Annotated in this window: 12 protein-coding genes; 2 read left to right on the forward strand and 10 right to left on the reverse strand. The window is 26.7% G+C overall.

The annotated features are described in order from the left end of the window. Window positions 1–9 precede the first annotated feature (9 nt). The 4 genes from BMUR_RS11830 to ychF all read right to left on the reverse strand — a co-directional run bounded on the left by BMUR_RS11830 (window position 10) and on the right by ychF (window position 4,887). The gene (locus BMUR_RS11830) at window positions 10–1,140 is read right to left on the reverse strand and encodes a DUF362 domain-containing protein (protein WP_013114774.1); all 1,131 of its coding nucleotides are present in this window, start codon (window positions 1,138–1,140) and stop codon (window positions 10–12) included. 203 nt (window positions 1,141–1,343) lie between these two features. Beyond that, window positions 1,344–2,453, reverse strand: coding sequence for a hypothetical protein (locus tag BMUR_RS11835; RefSeq protein WP_013114775.1), 1,110 nt, complete (start codon window positions 2,451–2,453; stop codon window positions 1,344–1,346). Between the two features lie 38 nt (window positions 2,454–2,491). Continuing rightward, a complete protein-coding gene (locus BMUR_RS11840) occupies window positions 2,492–3,742 on the reverse strand; it encodes a chloride channel protein (RefSeq protein WP_013114776.1) in 1,251 nt (416 codons plus the stop codon). A gap of 44 nt (window positions 3,743–3,786) precedes the next feature. Then, the gene (ychF, locus tag BMUR_RS11845; RefSeq protein WP_013114777.1) at window positions 3,787–4,887 is read right to left on the reverse strand and encodes a redox-regulated ATPase YchF; all 1,101 of its coding nucleotides are present in this window, start codon (window positions 4,885–4,887) and stop codon (window positions 3,787–3,789) included. 322 nt (window positions 4,888–5,209) lie between these two features. Between ychF and murB the strand changes: the two genes are divergently transcribed. Continuing rightward, window positions 5,210–6,115: a UDP-N-acetylmuramate dehydrogenase gene (gene murB / locus BMUR_RS11850; RefSeq protein WP_013114778.1), complete on the forward strand. Its 906-nt coding sequence runs from the start codon at window positions 5,210–5,212 to the stop codon at window positions 6,113–6,115. A 2-nt stretch (window positions 6,116–6,117) separates the two neighbouring features. On the opposite strand, the gene BMUR_RS11855 is transcribed toward murB, so the two are convergent. Together BMUR_RS11855 and BMUR_RS11860 are read right to left on the reverse strand one after the other, a co-directional pair. After that, entirely contained in the window at window positions 6,118–6,825 is a 708-nt protein-coding gene (locus tag BMUR_RS11855; protein ID WP_013114779.1) for an acyl-[acyl-carrier-protein] thioesterase, read from the reverse strand. A gap of 78 nt (window positions 6,826–6,903) precedes the next feature. Further along, on the reverse strand, window positions 6,904–8,181 hold the full coding sequence (locus BMUR_RS11860) for a tetratricopeptide repeat protein (protein ID WP_013114780.1): 1,278 nt from the start codon (window positions 8,179–8,181) through the stop codon (window positions 6,904–6,906). A gap of 183 nt (window positions 8,182–8,364) precedes the next feature. Here BMUR_RS11860 and BMUR_RS11865 point away from each other — a divergent pair, with 183 nt between their 5' ends. Further along, window positions 8,365–9,627: a hypothetical protein gene (locus tag BMUR_RS11865; protein WP_013114781.1), complete on the forward strand. Its 1,263-nt coding sequence runs from the start codon at window positions 8,365–8,367 to the stop codon at window positions 9,625–9,627. A 120-nt stretch (window positions 9,628–9,747) separates the two neighbouring features. Here the strand turns inward: BMUR_RS11865 and BMUR_RS11870 are convergent, their stop codons facing one another. The 4 genes from BMUR_RS11870 to gatA all read right to left on the reverse strand — a co-directional run bounded on the left by BMUR_RS11870 (window position 9,748) and on the right by gatA (window position 16,001). Beyond that, window positions 9,748–11,724, reverse strand: coding sequence for a lysozyme inhibitor LprI family protein (locus BMUR_RS11870; RefSeq protein ID WP_013114782.1), 1,977 nt, complete (start codon window positions 11,722–11,724; stop codon window positions 9,748–9,750). Window positions 11,725–11,850: 126 nt separating this feature from the next. Further along, window positions 11,851–13,518, reverse strand: coding sequence for an ankyrin repeat domain-containing protein (locus tag BMUR_RS11875; RefSeq protein WP_013114783.1), 1,668 nt, complete (start codon window positions 13,516–13,518; stop codon window positions 11,851–11,853). 186 nt (window positions 13,519–13,704) lie between these two features. Beyond that, complete coding sequence (locus BMUR_RS15075; protein ID WP_013114784.1) at window positions 13,705–13,848, reverse strand: ankyrin repeat domain-containing protein; 144 nt, start codon at window positions 13,846–13,848, stop codon at window positions 13,705–13,707. A gap of 704 nt (window positions 13,849–14,552) precedes the next feature. After that, a complete protein-coding gene (gatA, locus tag BMUR_RS11880) occupies window positions 14,553–16,001 on the reverse strand; it encodes an Asp-tRNA(Asn)/Glu-tRNA(Gln) amidotransferase subunit GatA (RefSeq protein ID WP_013114785.1) in 1,449 nt (482 codons plus the stop codon). Window positions 16,002–16,038: the final 37 nt, after the last annotated feature.

A 16,038-nucleotide genomic window follows, 5' to 3' on the forward strand; every position in this document is an offset into this window, starting at 1 on the left:
AAAATTTAGTTAAAACTTTCTTTTTAAAAAGATAGCCTTATGCGGACACAGCTCCTGACAGCAGTAGCATGATATGCAGTGTTTATAATAATATTCTGGCGGAGAGTTTTTACCTTTTTTATCAAAATTAAGTGCTAATGGTGTTACAGGGCATACTTTAACACATACTCCGCATTTTACGCATTTACTTTTATCTATTACAGGTTTTGGTATAATAGCAGCAAATAGCCTTTTTATTATAGGGAATTTGCTTAGTTTCATCAAACTTCTGCCTATGCCGACACCTTTATGAGGCTTTTTAAAATCTGTAACTTTTACGCTTTCTATGCCGTCTCCTAATACTTCTATATCATCTTTATTGCAGAAACCATGCTTAAATCCCATTTTTAAAGTAGGTATAGTATTATAATCAAATGATATTATCTGTGAAGCTGTATAATCTAATGCCACTGCATCATCTGATACTATTATAGCATTTATTTTTCTAGGGCTTCCGTTTCTAGGTCCGTTTCCTTCCATAGCTAAAATAGCGTCCATTATATAAAGTTTAGGACTTATAAGTTTATTCAAATCAAGGAGCATAGTTGAAAAATCTTCAAAATCTGGAAGTTTTAAATGGTATTCAGCCTTCCTAAAACCGGGTATGCATCCGAATTGATTTTTTACAGCCCCAGTCATAGTCGTAAGTGCATGCGATTTTAATTTGGGCAGACTTATTATAACATCAGCTTCTTGAATAGGTTTTGCTATTGTAAAGCTTTTTTCCTGCACTCCATCTTCATATGTAACTCCTACAGGTTCTTCAAAATCAGCATACTGAACATTTAATCTATTAGCCGCTTCATCTATACCAGCCTTTGATGCCGCACTGCTTCCTCTTCCTATACCGGGAGAATCTCCATAAGAAATGTTTTTTGTTTTCTCCTGAAGTATAGATACTACAGCTTCAAATACAATAGGGTGGGTAGTAACTGATCTTTCTGCCGTTTCTGCTGCGAGTAAATTGGGTTTTAATAATACTTTATCATTTTCTTTAATAAATAAATCTATTGTGCCAAGCAGGTCTAAAGCTCTTTTAATAGCGTTTTTTACCTCTTCTAAATTATAATTTTCACATTTTATAACAGCAACTTTGCTCATAATAATTAATCCTAAATTAAAACTATTTTTATATATTATATAGGAATTAAATTAATTGTAAATAATGACAAATGAAATTTGTAAAGTAGAGCTATCAGTTTTTTAATGATAAAAATTAACATACTTTTTTATAATACTAATTTTATTTTTTAAACTAAATGAAAAATATAATTAATAATATTTCAGAGTATTTAATTGACAAATTATAGTTGTTTATCTATATTTAAATATATCTTTGATTTTTTCAATTCTTTCTGATACTCTTTTGATATTTTATTTTGTAATTTTTCATCTTTTACAATATCACAGCATAATAATACTTTTTCGTATAATTTTATATAAAAAGAAGAATGTTTATTTGTAAAAGGCTCACTTATGAAAGCCCATATTTCTTTTTCCGTCTCATCATCTTTTATATTAAACATTATATCCGCTGCTCTTTCTATTATATATCTGCCTAAATTAATATCATAAAAATTATCATCTTGAATATTTTTTATATTGTTCATATATTTTGATATTAATTGCCAAGCATAATCATATTTATTATTATCAATTAAAGATTTAAGATAACTATTTAAAGCAGAAACTATCTCCCAATTACTTTCATTTTCTTGAAGAGCCATTTCAAAAAGTTTTTTATTAGTTTCAAGTAAAGATTCTTTATCTTCTATAAATGACACATAATATTTTAATTTATCTAAATTATTTTTGTCCCATTCTTTTACATTGCTTTTCCATATACAAACAAGTTTTGAAAACAATGTTAACTCATTAATATCTATAGTATATGATATTATAGAATCTAAATTTAATTCATCTAATCTTTCATTATAATAATTATAATCATTATAGTAATCAATACCATAACCGCAATTACAATCAAAGTTGGCATTTTTTGCTTTATCAAATAAATATTTGTATTTAGAGAGTAATTTATTTATATCACCATTATAGAGTTTGACAAATAAAAAACTTATAATTTCTAAAGAAGTACCTATACCTTGATAAGAATTAGATTGTCTGTCTTTTATTTCTTCTTCAAACAAAAAAACAAGCAAATCTTCAAATGATTTTTTATTCATTAAATCATTTATATTTTTATGATAAAGCATAGATAAAACTAATTTTAATCTTTCAATATAATTTTTATCTTTTGTATATTCTTCCTCATTATCTTCTTTATATACAAATGGAGCAATATTTATTTCAAATTGTTCTTTATCATTATTTTCTAAGCAATTTAATAATTCTTCAAAAACATTATAATATTCTTTCAAACAATCATTAAACATCTCCTGATACAATAACATAAAATACCTCAAAAAATATATAATCAGTTTTATATTTTTTACTTATCTTGGTCGTATATTGAAGTTACTCCAAGAACTTTAGCAACCATATATGATATTATAGCAACTATCACCAGAGCCGAGAAATTAGAAATGGAGTTAGATATTTCAAGTATTAATATACATACCATTATAGGAGTTCTTGTAATACCAGACATAAGAGAAGTTATTCCAAGAAGTATAAACAAATCCCCGTATACTGCATAATCTGGAAAATATTTAATAAGAAATGTATCATATACAGAACCTATAGAAGCCCCAAGTATAAATGTAGGAAAAAATACACCGCCTACAGCACCAGATGTAGCACATACAGAAGTATAAAAAAGTTTAACAAAGATAAGTATAAAAAGCATAGAAACAGAAAATTTATCTTTAACAATACTTCCTATAAGCAAATCTCCGCTTCCTAAAACATAAGGAAAAAACATTATCATAAAACCAGCAAGCAGAAATGCCGGTACAGGACGAATTATATCATTATTAATCTTCTGATACATCTTAGAAAAGAAATTCATAAGAAAGTTTAAAATAGAGGCCAGTATTCCGCATATTATACCAAAAGGAAGAAGCGATATATAATGCCTTACTTCAAGTATTTTAGGCAAATTAAAATTAAGTATAAATCCCTGACCTACTATATGCTCCACAACTAAAATTGAAGCTATAGAAGAAAAAACTATGCATACAAATACTATATGGTTTTTCTGCTCTCCAAGCTCCTCAAAAGAAAAAGCAATTCCAGTAAAAGGAGCACTAAAAGTAGCCGTCATTCCAGCACAAGCACCTGAAACAAGTAAATACCTCCTATATTTAGATAATTTAGAAAAGTATTTATGAAAGAAAAGCCCCACAAGCATACCGACATGCATAGAAGGACCGGCTCTTCCTAACGAAATACCGCTAGCAAAAGATATCATACTCCCGAAAAGTTTAAATAAAATTTCAAGAAAAATATTTTTAGGTTCATGAAGCGATATATAGTATTTTATTTGCGGAACTCCGGCACCTCTTATCTGAGGGTACTTAGTTAATATATAACCTATAAGGCAGCCCATACCTATAAGGAATGCAAAAAGAAGTATAGGATAGTACCATCTTTCAAATATAAAATTTGAAACATAAAAGACATTAACACTTAGTCTATACAATAATAACCTATAAATAGAAACTATAAAACCTACAACAGCACCTATACATGCTGATAATATAAAAAATTTTATATATTTTATTTCAAAATTTATTTTCATTATTCTAATCGTTGTTTTTATTTACATATGTTTATTTTTAATAATTAAACATTAAATCTGAAAGTAACAACATCGCCTTCCTGCATAAGATACTGTTTTCCTTCCAGTCTTATAGCACCAGCCTCTTTTGCTTTAACAAAACTTCCAAGCTCTAAAAGTTTATCGCAGTTTATAACTTCAGCACTGATAAATCCTCTTTCAAAGTCGCTGTGTATAACACCTGCAGCCTCTGGAGCATAAGCACCTTCTCTAACTGTCCAAGCTCTTGTTTCATCTTCTCCAGAAGTTAGGAATGTTAAAAGTTTTAATAATCTATGCCCAGCCTTTGTAAGCCTTGCAACTCCTGATTCTTTGACTCCCAAATCTTCTAAATAGCTTAATCTTTCCTCTTCGTCCAAATCCTGTAAATCTGCTTCTATTTTAGCACTGAAAGGTATTAACTCAATATTTCTTTCATCTGCATATTTTTGTAATGTTACATAATTAGAGTTTTTTTCTGGGTTGGCTAATTCATTTTCTGATAAATTAGCACCTATCATCATACTTTTTGCAGTAAGTAAGAATAATGGCTTTAATATTTCTTTTTCTGTATCTGTTAAATCAAGACTGAATATTGGCTTAAAATTATTTAATTCTGGAAGTATTTTTTCAAGCAATGCAACTTCCTCTTCTGCCGCTTTTACTTTAGCACCTTTTGCTATCTTTTTTTGCTTCTCCATTCTGGCATTAACAGTTTCAATATCAGCAAGCATAAGTTCTGTTAAAATAATATCCAAATCTCTTAAAGGATCAACATCTCCTATATGAGTAATATTTCCATCTTCAAATACACGAACAACATGAAGAACTGCATTTACTTCTCTAATATGAGAAAGAAATTTATTGCCTAATCCCTCTCCTTTTGAAGCTCCTTTTACAAGTCCTGCAATATCTACAAATGTTGTTGTATTATAAACTTTCTTTTTTGATTTGAAAAGTGCTGCTAATTTATCAACTCTTTCATCTTTTATTATAGCTGTAGCCTCATTTTTATCTATAGTACAAAATGGATAATTAGCCGCTTCAGCATGAGCATTAGTTAAAGCATTAAAAAGTGTTGATTTTCCTACATTTGGAAGTCCTACTATTCCTATAGATAAAGCCATAATTATTTCCTTAAAATATGAATTGTTTTTTATAAAAAATTATTTTTTACAGTAATATTATATATTAAAAAATATTAATAACAAGTATATTAAAAAGCATAATAAAAAATTTTTATTAATTTATATTTTATAGTTAATTAAATATTTCAGTTTATTGTAATTCTATCATTAATAATTTATTTATGTTTAAAAAGTATATTAATACATTACATAGAATAGAAAAGAAAAAATGTCTTTGACAAAATTAAAGGTTTTCAGTATATTGTAATGTTTTATTAAATTTGTTATTATTATGTTAATAAAATATATGGGAATGAATATTATGAATAAATCTATAAAAGGTGTTCTAATAAGAAAAAATGTTTCACTTAAAAAATTTAATACTTTTAGAGTTAATGCTAAATCCTCAGAGTTTTATGTTCCAGAGACCATTAATGGATTTATAGATTTAATAAAACTTCTTAACGAAAAAGATAAAAGATATTTAATACTAGGAGGCGGAAGCAATATATTATTTTTGGATAAGGTAATAGAGTTTCCAATAATATATACAGGTTTTTTCAGCCGTATAGAGCATACATCTCATAATATATTAGCATATTCTGGGGCAAGAGTTATTGACACTGTGAAATACGCTTATAAAAATGCATTTACTGGTTTGGAATTTTTATATGGTCTGCCCGGAAGCATAGGAGGGGCAGCTTACATGAATGCAAGATGTTATGAGCATTCAGTATCTGAGTTTATAGACAGTGTTGGAATAATAGATGATAATATTGAGTATATGCATATAGGAAATGCTGATTGCAAATATGATTATAAAAGAAGTATTTTTCAGAATAAAAAATATATTATTTTGGATGTGAGATTTAAATTAAATAAATCATCAAAAAAATTAATAAAACCAGAAATGAATAAATATCTTAAAGACAGAAAAACAAAACATCAATTTAAATATCCTTCTGCAGGAAGTACATTTTTAAATGATTATAATACAAATATGATAGCAGGAAAAGTTATAGACTCTATCAATATGCGTGGGGTAAGATTAGGGGGAGCTATGGTTTCTCCCTATCATGCCAATTTTATAGTTAATTATAATAATGCCTCTGGTTATGATATACTTAATCTTATGAGAAAAGTAAAGGAAGAAGTATATAATCAAAAAGGAATTACTCTTAATGCTGAAGTGAGAATAGTATCCAATGATGAAGATGCAAAATTATAGTATCATAAACTATAAGAAAACTCTATAATAGCATAAGTTTTATTATCTTCATTATCAAATTTTAATAAAACTTTATCATCAATTACAGCCTTTTTTACAACTATAGTATCACCTAAAGCGGCAGGCACTCTGTACTCTATTCTTATTCTTTTAAAATTATCATCGGCATAATCTATAGCCATATCGATATACCTTGCATTATTAACATGATTATTATCATCTATACAGTATTTTTTTACTTTAAATCTGTCAATTTCTTTTAACAAATTATTATCAGTTTTTATTTTTCTAGGCAGATAATTCATATCCTGTTTTTTATCAAATTTATAATTTTCTATAAATGAAGAAGGAACCCTAATCAAAACACCGCTTGATAAATCTACAAACCCTCCTATAGCATAGCAAATAGCAAGTTCATTATCATTTTCATCATATATTACAGTATTTCTATATCCATATGCCTCATTACATTCATATACATAAGTGCGTACTGTTATTTTATCGCTGTATTTTGGGAGTTTATATATATCAACCTGTCTTAATACCAAAAACATACTTATATTGTTTTCATTAAAATATTTTGTAAGCTCTATATCAGAATCCAATTGAAAAAAAGAACAATCCTGCATAAGGTCAAATATAGATGAAGCTTTTAAAAGTCCGTCTTTATCTATCTGGCTTGTTCCTACTACTGTTTTCATTTCGTACATACACAATAACCTTTTATTATTATTTAATATTATTTTTAAAAAATATTATAATACTAAAAATATAATTGTCAAAGATAATTAATTTTTTATTTTTTCAAGTGCCTCTTCTTTATTTTGTTTAGCCCTTTCATAATCAGGATTTATTTCTATAGCTTTATCATAATCTTTTAAAGCCTCTTGATAAAGCCCCATACAATATTTTGTAAAGCCTCTGTTGTTATAAGCATCAGCAGATTGAGGATTTAATTCTATAACTTTATCATAATTTTTTAAAGCTTCTTTATAATCTGACAAATTATAATATGAAAGTGCCTTATTATAATATGCATCTATATTATTATTATCAAACTCTGTTACAATATCATAATCCTTGACAGCATATTCATGAAGACCAAGATTATTTTTTGCAAGTGCTCTATTGTAATATGCATCAATATATGAAGGCTCTATATTTAATGCTGTATCAAAATCGCTTATAGCTTCTTCATAAAGACCTAATGCACTTTTAGAGTTTCCTCTGTTATTGTAGGCATAATAATACTGGGCATTTAATTCTATAGCTTTATCAAAATCTTTTATAGAATCCTCATAAAGTCCGAGATTATACTTTGCTATTGCTCTATTATTATACGCATCAGTATATTCATCATATATCTCTAAAGATTTATTTATGTCAAGTATAGCCTCATTATATAGCTTTAATCCTATTTTGCAAACTCCTCTATTATTATATGCATAAGCACTGCTTGCAGGAGAAATCTCTATTGCTTTATTATAATAAAAAATAGCCTCTTCATAAAGTCCAATGCTTCTTTTAGCATCTCCTATACCATTATAAGCATACACATCTTTATCATCTAATTCCAAAACTTTTTTATAATCTTCTATTGCTTCATAATATTTTTTTGAAACAAGTTTTATAAATGCTCTGTCGCTGTATGCATCTATATTAGTGCTGTCTAAAATAATAGCTTTATCAATATCTTTTAAAGCCTCTTCATAATATCCCAAATTACCTTTGGCAAAACCTCTGTCATCATATGCTTTTGAATGTGTAGGTACTAATTCTATTACTTTATCATAGTCTTTTACAGCTTCTTCATAAAGACCTAAATTGCATTTTGTATTGGCTCTGTTATAGTAAAGTTCGGCATAATTTTCATCTGTCTCTATTGCCTTATCATAGTAATTAATAGCTTCTTCAAAATTACCTAAAGCATTTTCTGAAAGTCCTAAATAGTTATATATTTCTGATTTAGTATTTTCTTCTTTATTTAAGGCTTTGTTAAATAGTTCTACAGCTTTTTTATATTCGCCTTCTTTAAATAGTTTTAAACCTTCTTCAAAGTATGACATTTTATTTCCTTATTTTTTTTATAATAATATAGTAATGAAAAATATAAAATAAAGCTTTGTTTTGTCAAGTAAAATGTTTATAAAAAGAATACAATATATTTATGCTTGATTTTTGTGTTTATTATATTATAATAATTATCAATTTTTTAATTTACTATTATGGGGTTTATGAGGTAACAATTTATGGAAGAAAGTACTATTCAAAATAACAATACAAATCAAAAAACAAATACAATTAATGATATAAACAATAAAATAGGCAAAATATTAGAAAATAATTTAATATCAAATTTAATAATTATTTTTATAGGTCTTATTGCTTCAATATTTATTACAGCTACTATTTTTATTTTGATGAATAATAGAATTTCTAGATTTCTTATGGATTCAGAATATAGTTTTACTTTATTCACTCCATTTTTTCATTTATTTTATTTCTTTTCTTTAAGTTTGATATTTTATATAAATAAAAATTTTAATTTAAAAAACATATTGATAACTCTTTTGTCAGTTATTTTTATATTAATTGTAGATTTAAGCACTGGTTTTTTTATAGGAACTGCTGCTATAGATAATATGGATTTTTTTGTACAAATCTCTATTATAAAATATATATTTAATAATATAATATTTTTTATAATACTGGCTTTATCATATAATGGTTTTCAAGTATTAAACTCCAAAAGTATTTCAGAGTTTTTTACATTTTCTGCTGATATATTGATATTTGCAGGCTTAATAGCATCTGTAGTATCAACAGTATTTGGGATATTTGCAGCGATAGTTTTATTTTTAATAAAAGATATTATTGGCAGTTTAGATGATGAGATTATAATAAAATTAATAGTATTATCAGGATCATTTTTTACTTCATTATTTCCTTTTTTGGTATATACAGTTTATAGAAATATGAAAACTAATATTTCTATATATTTATCAAGAATATTAATGCCTTTCAGTTTATTATTTATATTTATACTTTTGATTCTTTTATTAATGCCAGACATAAGCCCTTATGATAACAGAGTTAGTTTTATACTTTATAATATAATGCTTGCTGTAATTGTATTAAACATGTTCTTTATAAGAATTGATTATAAATCAAGCATATTTACTAAGGCTTTATATATTGTTCTTCCTTTAATAGCGATTATTTTTGATATATTAGTGTTAACATCTTCTTTATACAGATTAGTAGAATATGGTATAAGCCCAAATAAAATAGTTTTAGTAGGTACAAATTTAATAATGCTTGGTAATTTGATTTTTATAACATTTCTGAATATTAAGTCTATTCTAATAATATTCAAAAAAACTGATAGTATTCCAAACATAAAAGAAATTACTATCGGTAATACCAAATCAGTATTTTATATATATATTTACGGAGCTTGGGCTTTTATAGTATGTTTTATAATACCTGTATTATATAGTATATTTGGCTAATAAAAAATAATTTTCAAATTATTATATAACCAACCATAATTTGTCAAAAATTAAAAAATGTAAATAAAAAAGTGCATACGTATAAAAAATAAGCATGCACTTTTATTGAAACTATTAAAATTATTGTATATTCAAAATCTTAAGCATTTCAGCTTCTATTGCTTTAATATCTCCTTTTGCTTCCTGAATAGCTTTTATTTCTGCTCTTCTTTGCTCTAATAATTCTTCCTGACCTTGTTTATCCAAAGCAGCTTTTTTAGTAAAATATGCGTCGCTTATAAGTTTGTCAGCTACTCTCAAAGTTCTGTCGGATACTATTGCTTTGTCTGATGCATTCTCTGCTTTAAACATATCAAAACTTGCATCTGTTTTTAAAACTCCTTCAGGCATTCCATCGAGTATGCTTCCTTTCCATTCCAATTTTGGCTGATAACTATATGTAATATAATTAAAAACTTCTGCATTTTTTATTTCATTATTATCAACGAATATATCATATGCTTTATTATTAAGAGTATCTAATAAAAGCATTTTATTTTTGCCGTTTTCTGTGTATATTTTTTGAGTACATTCTAAAGATTGAAAATCAGGATTATTAATAAGCAGTCCTGTTTCTGAATCAAAATCTATTTCCAAATTCTCTTTTAAAAGTAAAGTATAATGTGCTATACCGCCTCTTCCTGCAGAACTTGTATATTCGCCTGAAAGCATTAATTCTTCTTTGCCGTCATTATTGATATCACATAAGAAGAAAGATACGCTATGCAAAGGATAATACATTTTGCTGGCTATATAAGATGAATATTGTTCTCTATCAAAGCTGCCTGAATCTATAAATTTGGAGTCTTCAGTATAATCTTTCAAATCATTTGTAGAAATTGAATTAATTTTGGCAGATTCTATATTATCTATATCTCCAAGTCTGAAATTATAATTTTTTATCTCTTTAAATGAAGCATATAAATTATCTTTTATAAACTCAGGATTATAATAATGCATATTTACTAATCCGTCCATAGTGCTTTCAATTAAAAATGTATTCTTTTTAAACTCAAGTAAATTAAGGTTGTTCCAACCGTCATAACAATAAACGGCATTAATATTGTAATAATTTTGATAATATTCTAAATAGTCTTCTATATCATCATTAGCTAATCTATTATTTACATAAGTTTTTATATATTTGTTCATTATATTTGTATTGCCTATTTCTTCTGCTATTTTTACTGAAGATAAACGGGCTGTACCTTCCAATTCAATTGAGGTTAAAGAATAATTATTTTCATTGAATAAATCTATATATCCATTATCTTTTACAATGTATCTATAGAAATTATCTTTATAAGCATCAGCAGCTAATTTTTCTGCTCTTAAAGAATCAGGAGCTTCTATTATATAATTAATTAAATTCATCTTTTGTATATAAGCATTCTCATTATCATTTTTTCTCATCATCATAGCAATATTACTGCCGCCTGCTTTTTTCCATTCTGTTAAATATTTTTTCTCTTCTTCAAAATAGTAAAGCGAATCGCAGGCAAAATGAGATAAGAATAATGCTAAATAAACATCAGCATCTTTTTTATTTAATTTTAATAATTCTTCTCTTGCTTTTTTTAATGCTAAATTTTGATCAACATATAAATATTCAACGGCATAATAATCTGCAGCTTTACTATATATACCCCAGTTACCCCAGCTTATTAAGAATTCTAAATCTAATGCAGCATAATTAACATTTGATATAAACTCTATAGAATATTTTTTTCTTTCATCATCATTTGCAAATTTCCTATTAAGAAAATCAAAATTCCTTTTTGCATATTCATTATTTTCTCTTAAATTTTTAAGCTTTTCATCAAATTTTATTTTATCTGCTCTAATGCCTTTATATACATATTTCATATCAAATAATTCTTTTTGATTATTTGTCTGTTTGCTTTGATTAACTAAAGTATTAGTTTGAATATTTTGAGATTGTGATGTTTGATTAGTTTGAGTATTTTGTTCTGATTGATTAGTTTCTTTGTTTCCGCCGCATGAAATTACAGCAATAACTAAAATAAATGCTGCAATTATAGAAATAATATTTTTCATATAGTACCCTCTGTATGTATTGTTATTTTCGCATTATAAATCAAAATGAGTGAAATTTCAATTATAGAATATTGATAAAAAAGTGCATACATATATAATGCATGCACTTTTTATTATTTTTTATTTTTATATAGTAAGATAGTATTCTAAACTGTCTGGATTATTTAAATGATGAAGTGCTGCTTTGTCATCTTCTTCTATAACAATATCCATAGCTGTTTTTCCGTCATTATTTTTTATATTATAATCTGCCCCCATATTTATAATAACTCCTAACATACCATAACTTCCAACAACATTTTCTACGGCAACTATTAATGGAGTATCTCCGTTATCATTTTTTTTATTTACATCAGCACCATTTTTTATCATATAGTAACAAGCATCTGTACCAAACCAAACTTCACGTACTAAATATGTTAAAGGGGTATCTCCTGTTGCTGAACATATAGCATTTAAATCAGGCTTCAAATCAATAATATCTTTAACTAAATCTATATTACGATACTTCATTGCTATTATTAAGGGAGTATATCCGTATCCGTCTTCTAAATTTATATCAGCACCTTTCTCTACTAAAAATTTAACCATTTCTTTATCATTTCTAGCAGCAGCTAAGCCAAGAGGTGTAATATTATCATATTGTTTATTCAAATCAGTATCATCTTTTATAAGTTTTTCTAATGCTTTCATATCGCCTTTAGATATAGCATTCATTAATTCATCATATCCGTCTATATTATTGGAATCTTCGCTTGATAATAATTTTTCTATTTCATAATATTTGCTATTTTTTACTAATTCTATAGCTTCTTCTCTAGTTGTATTAGTATTAAGATTAAAAATATCATTATCTGCTAATAATTTAGTTATATCATAATTATTATATGCATAAAGCATATAATCATCAGCTGAGTTTAAATTAGCTCCTTCATCAATTAAAAATTTAGCCATTTCTATATATCCGTTTTCAGCCGCTACTTTCAAAGGAGAATCAACCCAAAATCCGTCATAAAATCTCTGAGCATCTATATCTTGTCCTATAGATAATAAATATTTAACCATTTCTATGTTATTTTCTCGTACTGCTTCTGGAATTAAAGTTTCTTTTGAATCTCCTCTTTTTACAAGAAGTTTAAGTACATCAAGATTGTTGTTGCCAATAGCAATATCTGTCAAATAAGTAGAATATTCATAACCATAATCTCTATTTTTATCAAGTCCTTTATCAATTAAAATTTTAGTCATTTCAGGATTATTATTTCTAACAGCATAGTAAAGCATATCCATACCGCCTTCTGTTTCCATATCGCTTGCTCTGGCATTAACATCAGCCCCTTCTTTTATAAGCTCTTTTGCTAAATCATTGTATCCGAATTGTACTGCCAAAAATAAAGGAGTAGAATCTTTAAATATATATTTATCACCAAAATTTGTCATTTCAGTAATTTTTCCTTCTAATCCTTCCTCTGCTATTAGCTTTGATATTTCGTATATTGGTGCTTTATATTTATGTTCATTAAGTATTTCATCTATTTTACTATATCCTGTAGGCATAGGGTCTAATTCTGTACCTTGAATATATTCATTGGTATATTTAGTTGTATCAATGTTAATATCAATATCTGTATTATTATTTTCATTTGTAGTTGTAGGATTAATATATACTTTATTAGTTTCTGTTTGATTAGTTTGAGTATTTTCTGATTGATTTGTTTCTTTGTTACCGCCTCCGCAGGAAATTATAGAAATTATTAAAATAAATATTATAATTATAGAAATAATATTTTTCATAGTAAACCGTCCGTATGTATTTTTATTTTCGTATTATAAATTAAAATAGGTAAAATTTCAATGATATTTATAAAGACTATAACTATTTTCTGAGCAGTTATATTATCTCTGTATTGCATCTTTTTTCAGCATAGTATAATGCATTTCTATTAGAATTATCTCTTATCCTCTTATCAGTACCAGCGTCTAAAACATTTTTGTCATTTCTAAATTTCCATTATGACAAGCCCGCATCAATGCTGTCATACCATATTCATCTTTCATGTCTACTTCAGCATTATTTTTTAGAAGCAATTTTGCAGCATTAACCTTATTATATACAGCTGCCATGTTAATATAGTATACTTAATATAAGTTCTAGCATTTACATCAGCACCATTCTAAATTAGCTTCTGTAAAAAAAAATCATCATCTGAATTCATTATTGTATAAAATAATGTAATTAAGAAAGTAATTATTATGATAGAAAGAAGTTTTTTATATTAAACCGTCTGTGTGTATTTTTATGTATCATAAATTATAATGATTGAAATTTCAATTAAAAAATATTTTTAACAAAAAAGTACATACATATCAAAAATATGCATATGCTTAAAAATTCCTTTATCAGATTATATGTTTTACTATATATTCATAATTTATATTTTTTTATTTCTTTATTCATAAAAAATTTTTATCAAAGTAATGAATTATTTTATGTATATATACTGGAATAATCAACTGATGCACTTTATATAGAAATTATCAACTTTTTTTCAGCAACTTTGACGGAGTCTGACTGCACCTGAATGAAGTACCGTTAGCTATGAAAAATAACAATAAAAAATTGACAAACTTAAAAATTAGTTTTTATGTTTTTAAATTTCATTACTAGCCATACTAATCCGCTATTATAATTTAACGATATTAAATAAAAAACTATAAGTATTAATAATTGAGTTTTTAAATAAGTATAATATTTTATAATACAGCAAATAAAAAAGGAGGCTTATATACCTCCTTATTATTTTTTTATTATTGAAATTATTAAAAAATTATTTATTAGCTAATTCATGAGCATATGCCATTCTGAACATATCAGTTTCATTAAATTGTTTAGTTATAAACTGTATACCTATAGGCATATTGTTTTTATCATAACCGCAAGGTACGCTCATAGCTGGAAGTCCTACTAAATTAATATTAGAAGTGTAGCTGTCTGCTAAAAAGCTCAAAGCACTGTCAGTTTGGTCTCTAGTACCTAAAAGTCCTGCAGTTACAGGAGAAGATGGTGATATAATAACATCTACATTTTTGAATGCATTATCAAAATCCATCTGCATTAATTTTCTTACTTTTAGAGCATGCTGATAATGGCTGTAGAAAAATCTTTTACCAGTCATTAAAGTACCGAATAATATTCTAGCTCTAGTTTCAAAAGCAAGTCCGACACTTCTTGAAGTATAATAATATTCATCTAAATTAAAATCGCCTTTAGGGTGATATCCGTATCTTATTCCATCATATCTTCCCATATTTGAAGCGACTTCTACAGTCATAACAGCAGTATAAACTCTTGAACCGTATTTAGCATTAGGCAGACTTATATCAACAATTTCAGCACCTTGATCTTTTAATCTTCCTATAGCATTCATAATATTTTCTTTTACATCTGAAGCTATTAAATCAGTATCATAATACTCTTTAGCAAGTCCTATTTTCATTCCTTTGATATTTCCGTCTAAAGCAGAAAGATAGTCTGGAACAGGAATATTTAAAGTAGTAGATTCTTTAGGATCAAAACCAGCAATAATTTTTGTCATTAAAGCAGCATCTTTAACATCTTTAGTTAAAGGTCCTACTTGGTCTAAACTGCTTGCCATAGCGATACAGCCAAGTCTAGGTACTCTTCCGTAAGTAGGTTTAACTCCTACTATACCGCAGAAAGAAGCAGGCTGTCTTATAGATCCGCCAGTATCACTTCCCAAAGCAGCAAATGCAAAATCAGCAGCAACAGCAGCAGCAGAACCGCCTGAAGAACCTCCGGGTACATAAGCTCTGTTTCTAGGATTTCTAGTTATGCCGTAATTGGAAGTTTCTGTAGTTCCTCCCATAGCAAATTCGTCCATATTGGTTCTTCCTATAATAATAGCACCGTTATCTATTAATCTTTGAACTGTAGGAGCTGTGTATGGAGCTTTATATCCTTCAAGCATTTTTGAAGAAGCTGTCATTAAATGATCTTTATAACATAAATTATCTTTAATAGCTAAAGGAACACCAAGAAGAGGCAAGTCTTCTCCATTATTTATTCTCTCCTGAGCTTTTTTAGCTTGTTCTAATGCCTCATCTTTAAAAACTTCAAGATATGCATGTATTTTATCTTCTCTTTTATCATCTTCTTCTATTCTTTTTATAATAGATTCAACTAATGTAGGTGCATCTATTTCCTTATTTTTTAATTTCTCTCTAATTTGAATTATGCTTAATTGCTGTAACTCCATAGTAAAAAACCTCTTAAACAAAAATATAACAAAAGTT

Source organism: Brachyspira murdochii DSM 12563 (genome assembly GCF_000092845.1).
GTDB lineage: Bacteria > Spirochaetota > Brachyspiria > Brachyspirales > Brachyspiraceae > Brachyspira > Brachyspira murdochii.

Bases quoted from the DNA above. Each gene is read 5' to 3' on its own strand.
- BMUR_RS11830 (WP_013114774.1), bottom strand. From the start codon at position 1,140: ATGAGCAAAGTTGCTGTTATAAAATGTGAAAATTATAATTTAGAAGAG.
- gatA (WP_013114785.1), bottom strand. From the start codon at position 16,001: ATGGAGTTACAGCAATTAAGCATAATTCAAATTAGAGAGAAATTAAAA.
- BMUR_RS11860 (WP_013114780.1), bottom strand. From the start codon at position 8,181: ATGTCATACTTTGAAGAAGGTTTAAAACTATTTAAAGAAGGCGAATAT.
- BMUR_RS11865 (WP_013114781.1), top strand. From the start codon at position 8,365: ATGGAAGAAAGTACTATTCAAAATAACAATACAAATCAAAAAACAAAT.
- BMUR_RS11875 (WP_013114783.1), bottom strand. From the start codon at position 13,518: ATGAAAAATATTATTTCTATAATTATAATATTTATTTTAATAATTTCT.
- BMUR_RS11835 (WP_013114775.1), bottom strand. From the start codon at position 2,453: ATGTTATTGTATCAGGAGATGTTTAATGATTGTTTGAAAGAATATTAT.
- BMUR_RS15075 (WP_013114784.1), bottom strand. From the start codon at position 13,848: ATGGCAGCTGTATATAATAAGGTTAATGCTGCAAAATTGCTTCTAAAA.
- ychF (WP_013114777.1), bottom strand. From the start codon at position 4,887: ATGGCTTTATCTATAGGAATAGTAGGACTTCCAAATGTAGGAAAATCA.
- murB (WP_013114778.1), top strand. From the start codon at position 5,210: ATGAATAAATCTATAAAAGGTGTTCTAATAAGAAAAAATGTTTCACTT.
- BMUR_RS11840 (WP_013114776.1), bottom strand. From the start codon at position 3,742: ATGAAAATAAATTTTGAAATAAAATATATAAAATTTTTTATATTATCA.
- BMUR_RS11855 (WP_013114779.1), bottom strand. From the start codon at position 6,825: ATGTACGAAATGAAAACAGTAGTAGGAACAAGCCAGATAGATAAAGAC.
- BMUR_RS11870 (WP_013114782.1), bottom strand. From the start codon at position 11,724: ATGAAAAATATTATTTCTATAATTGCAGCATTTATTTTAGTTATTGCT.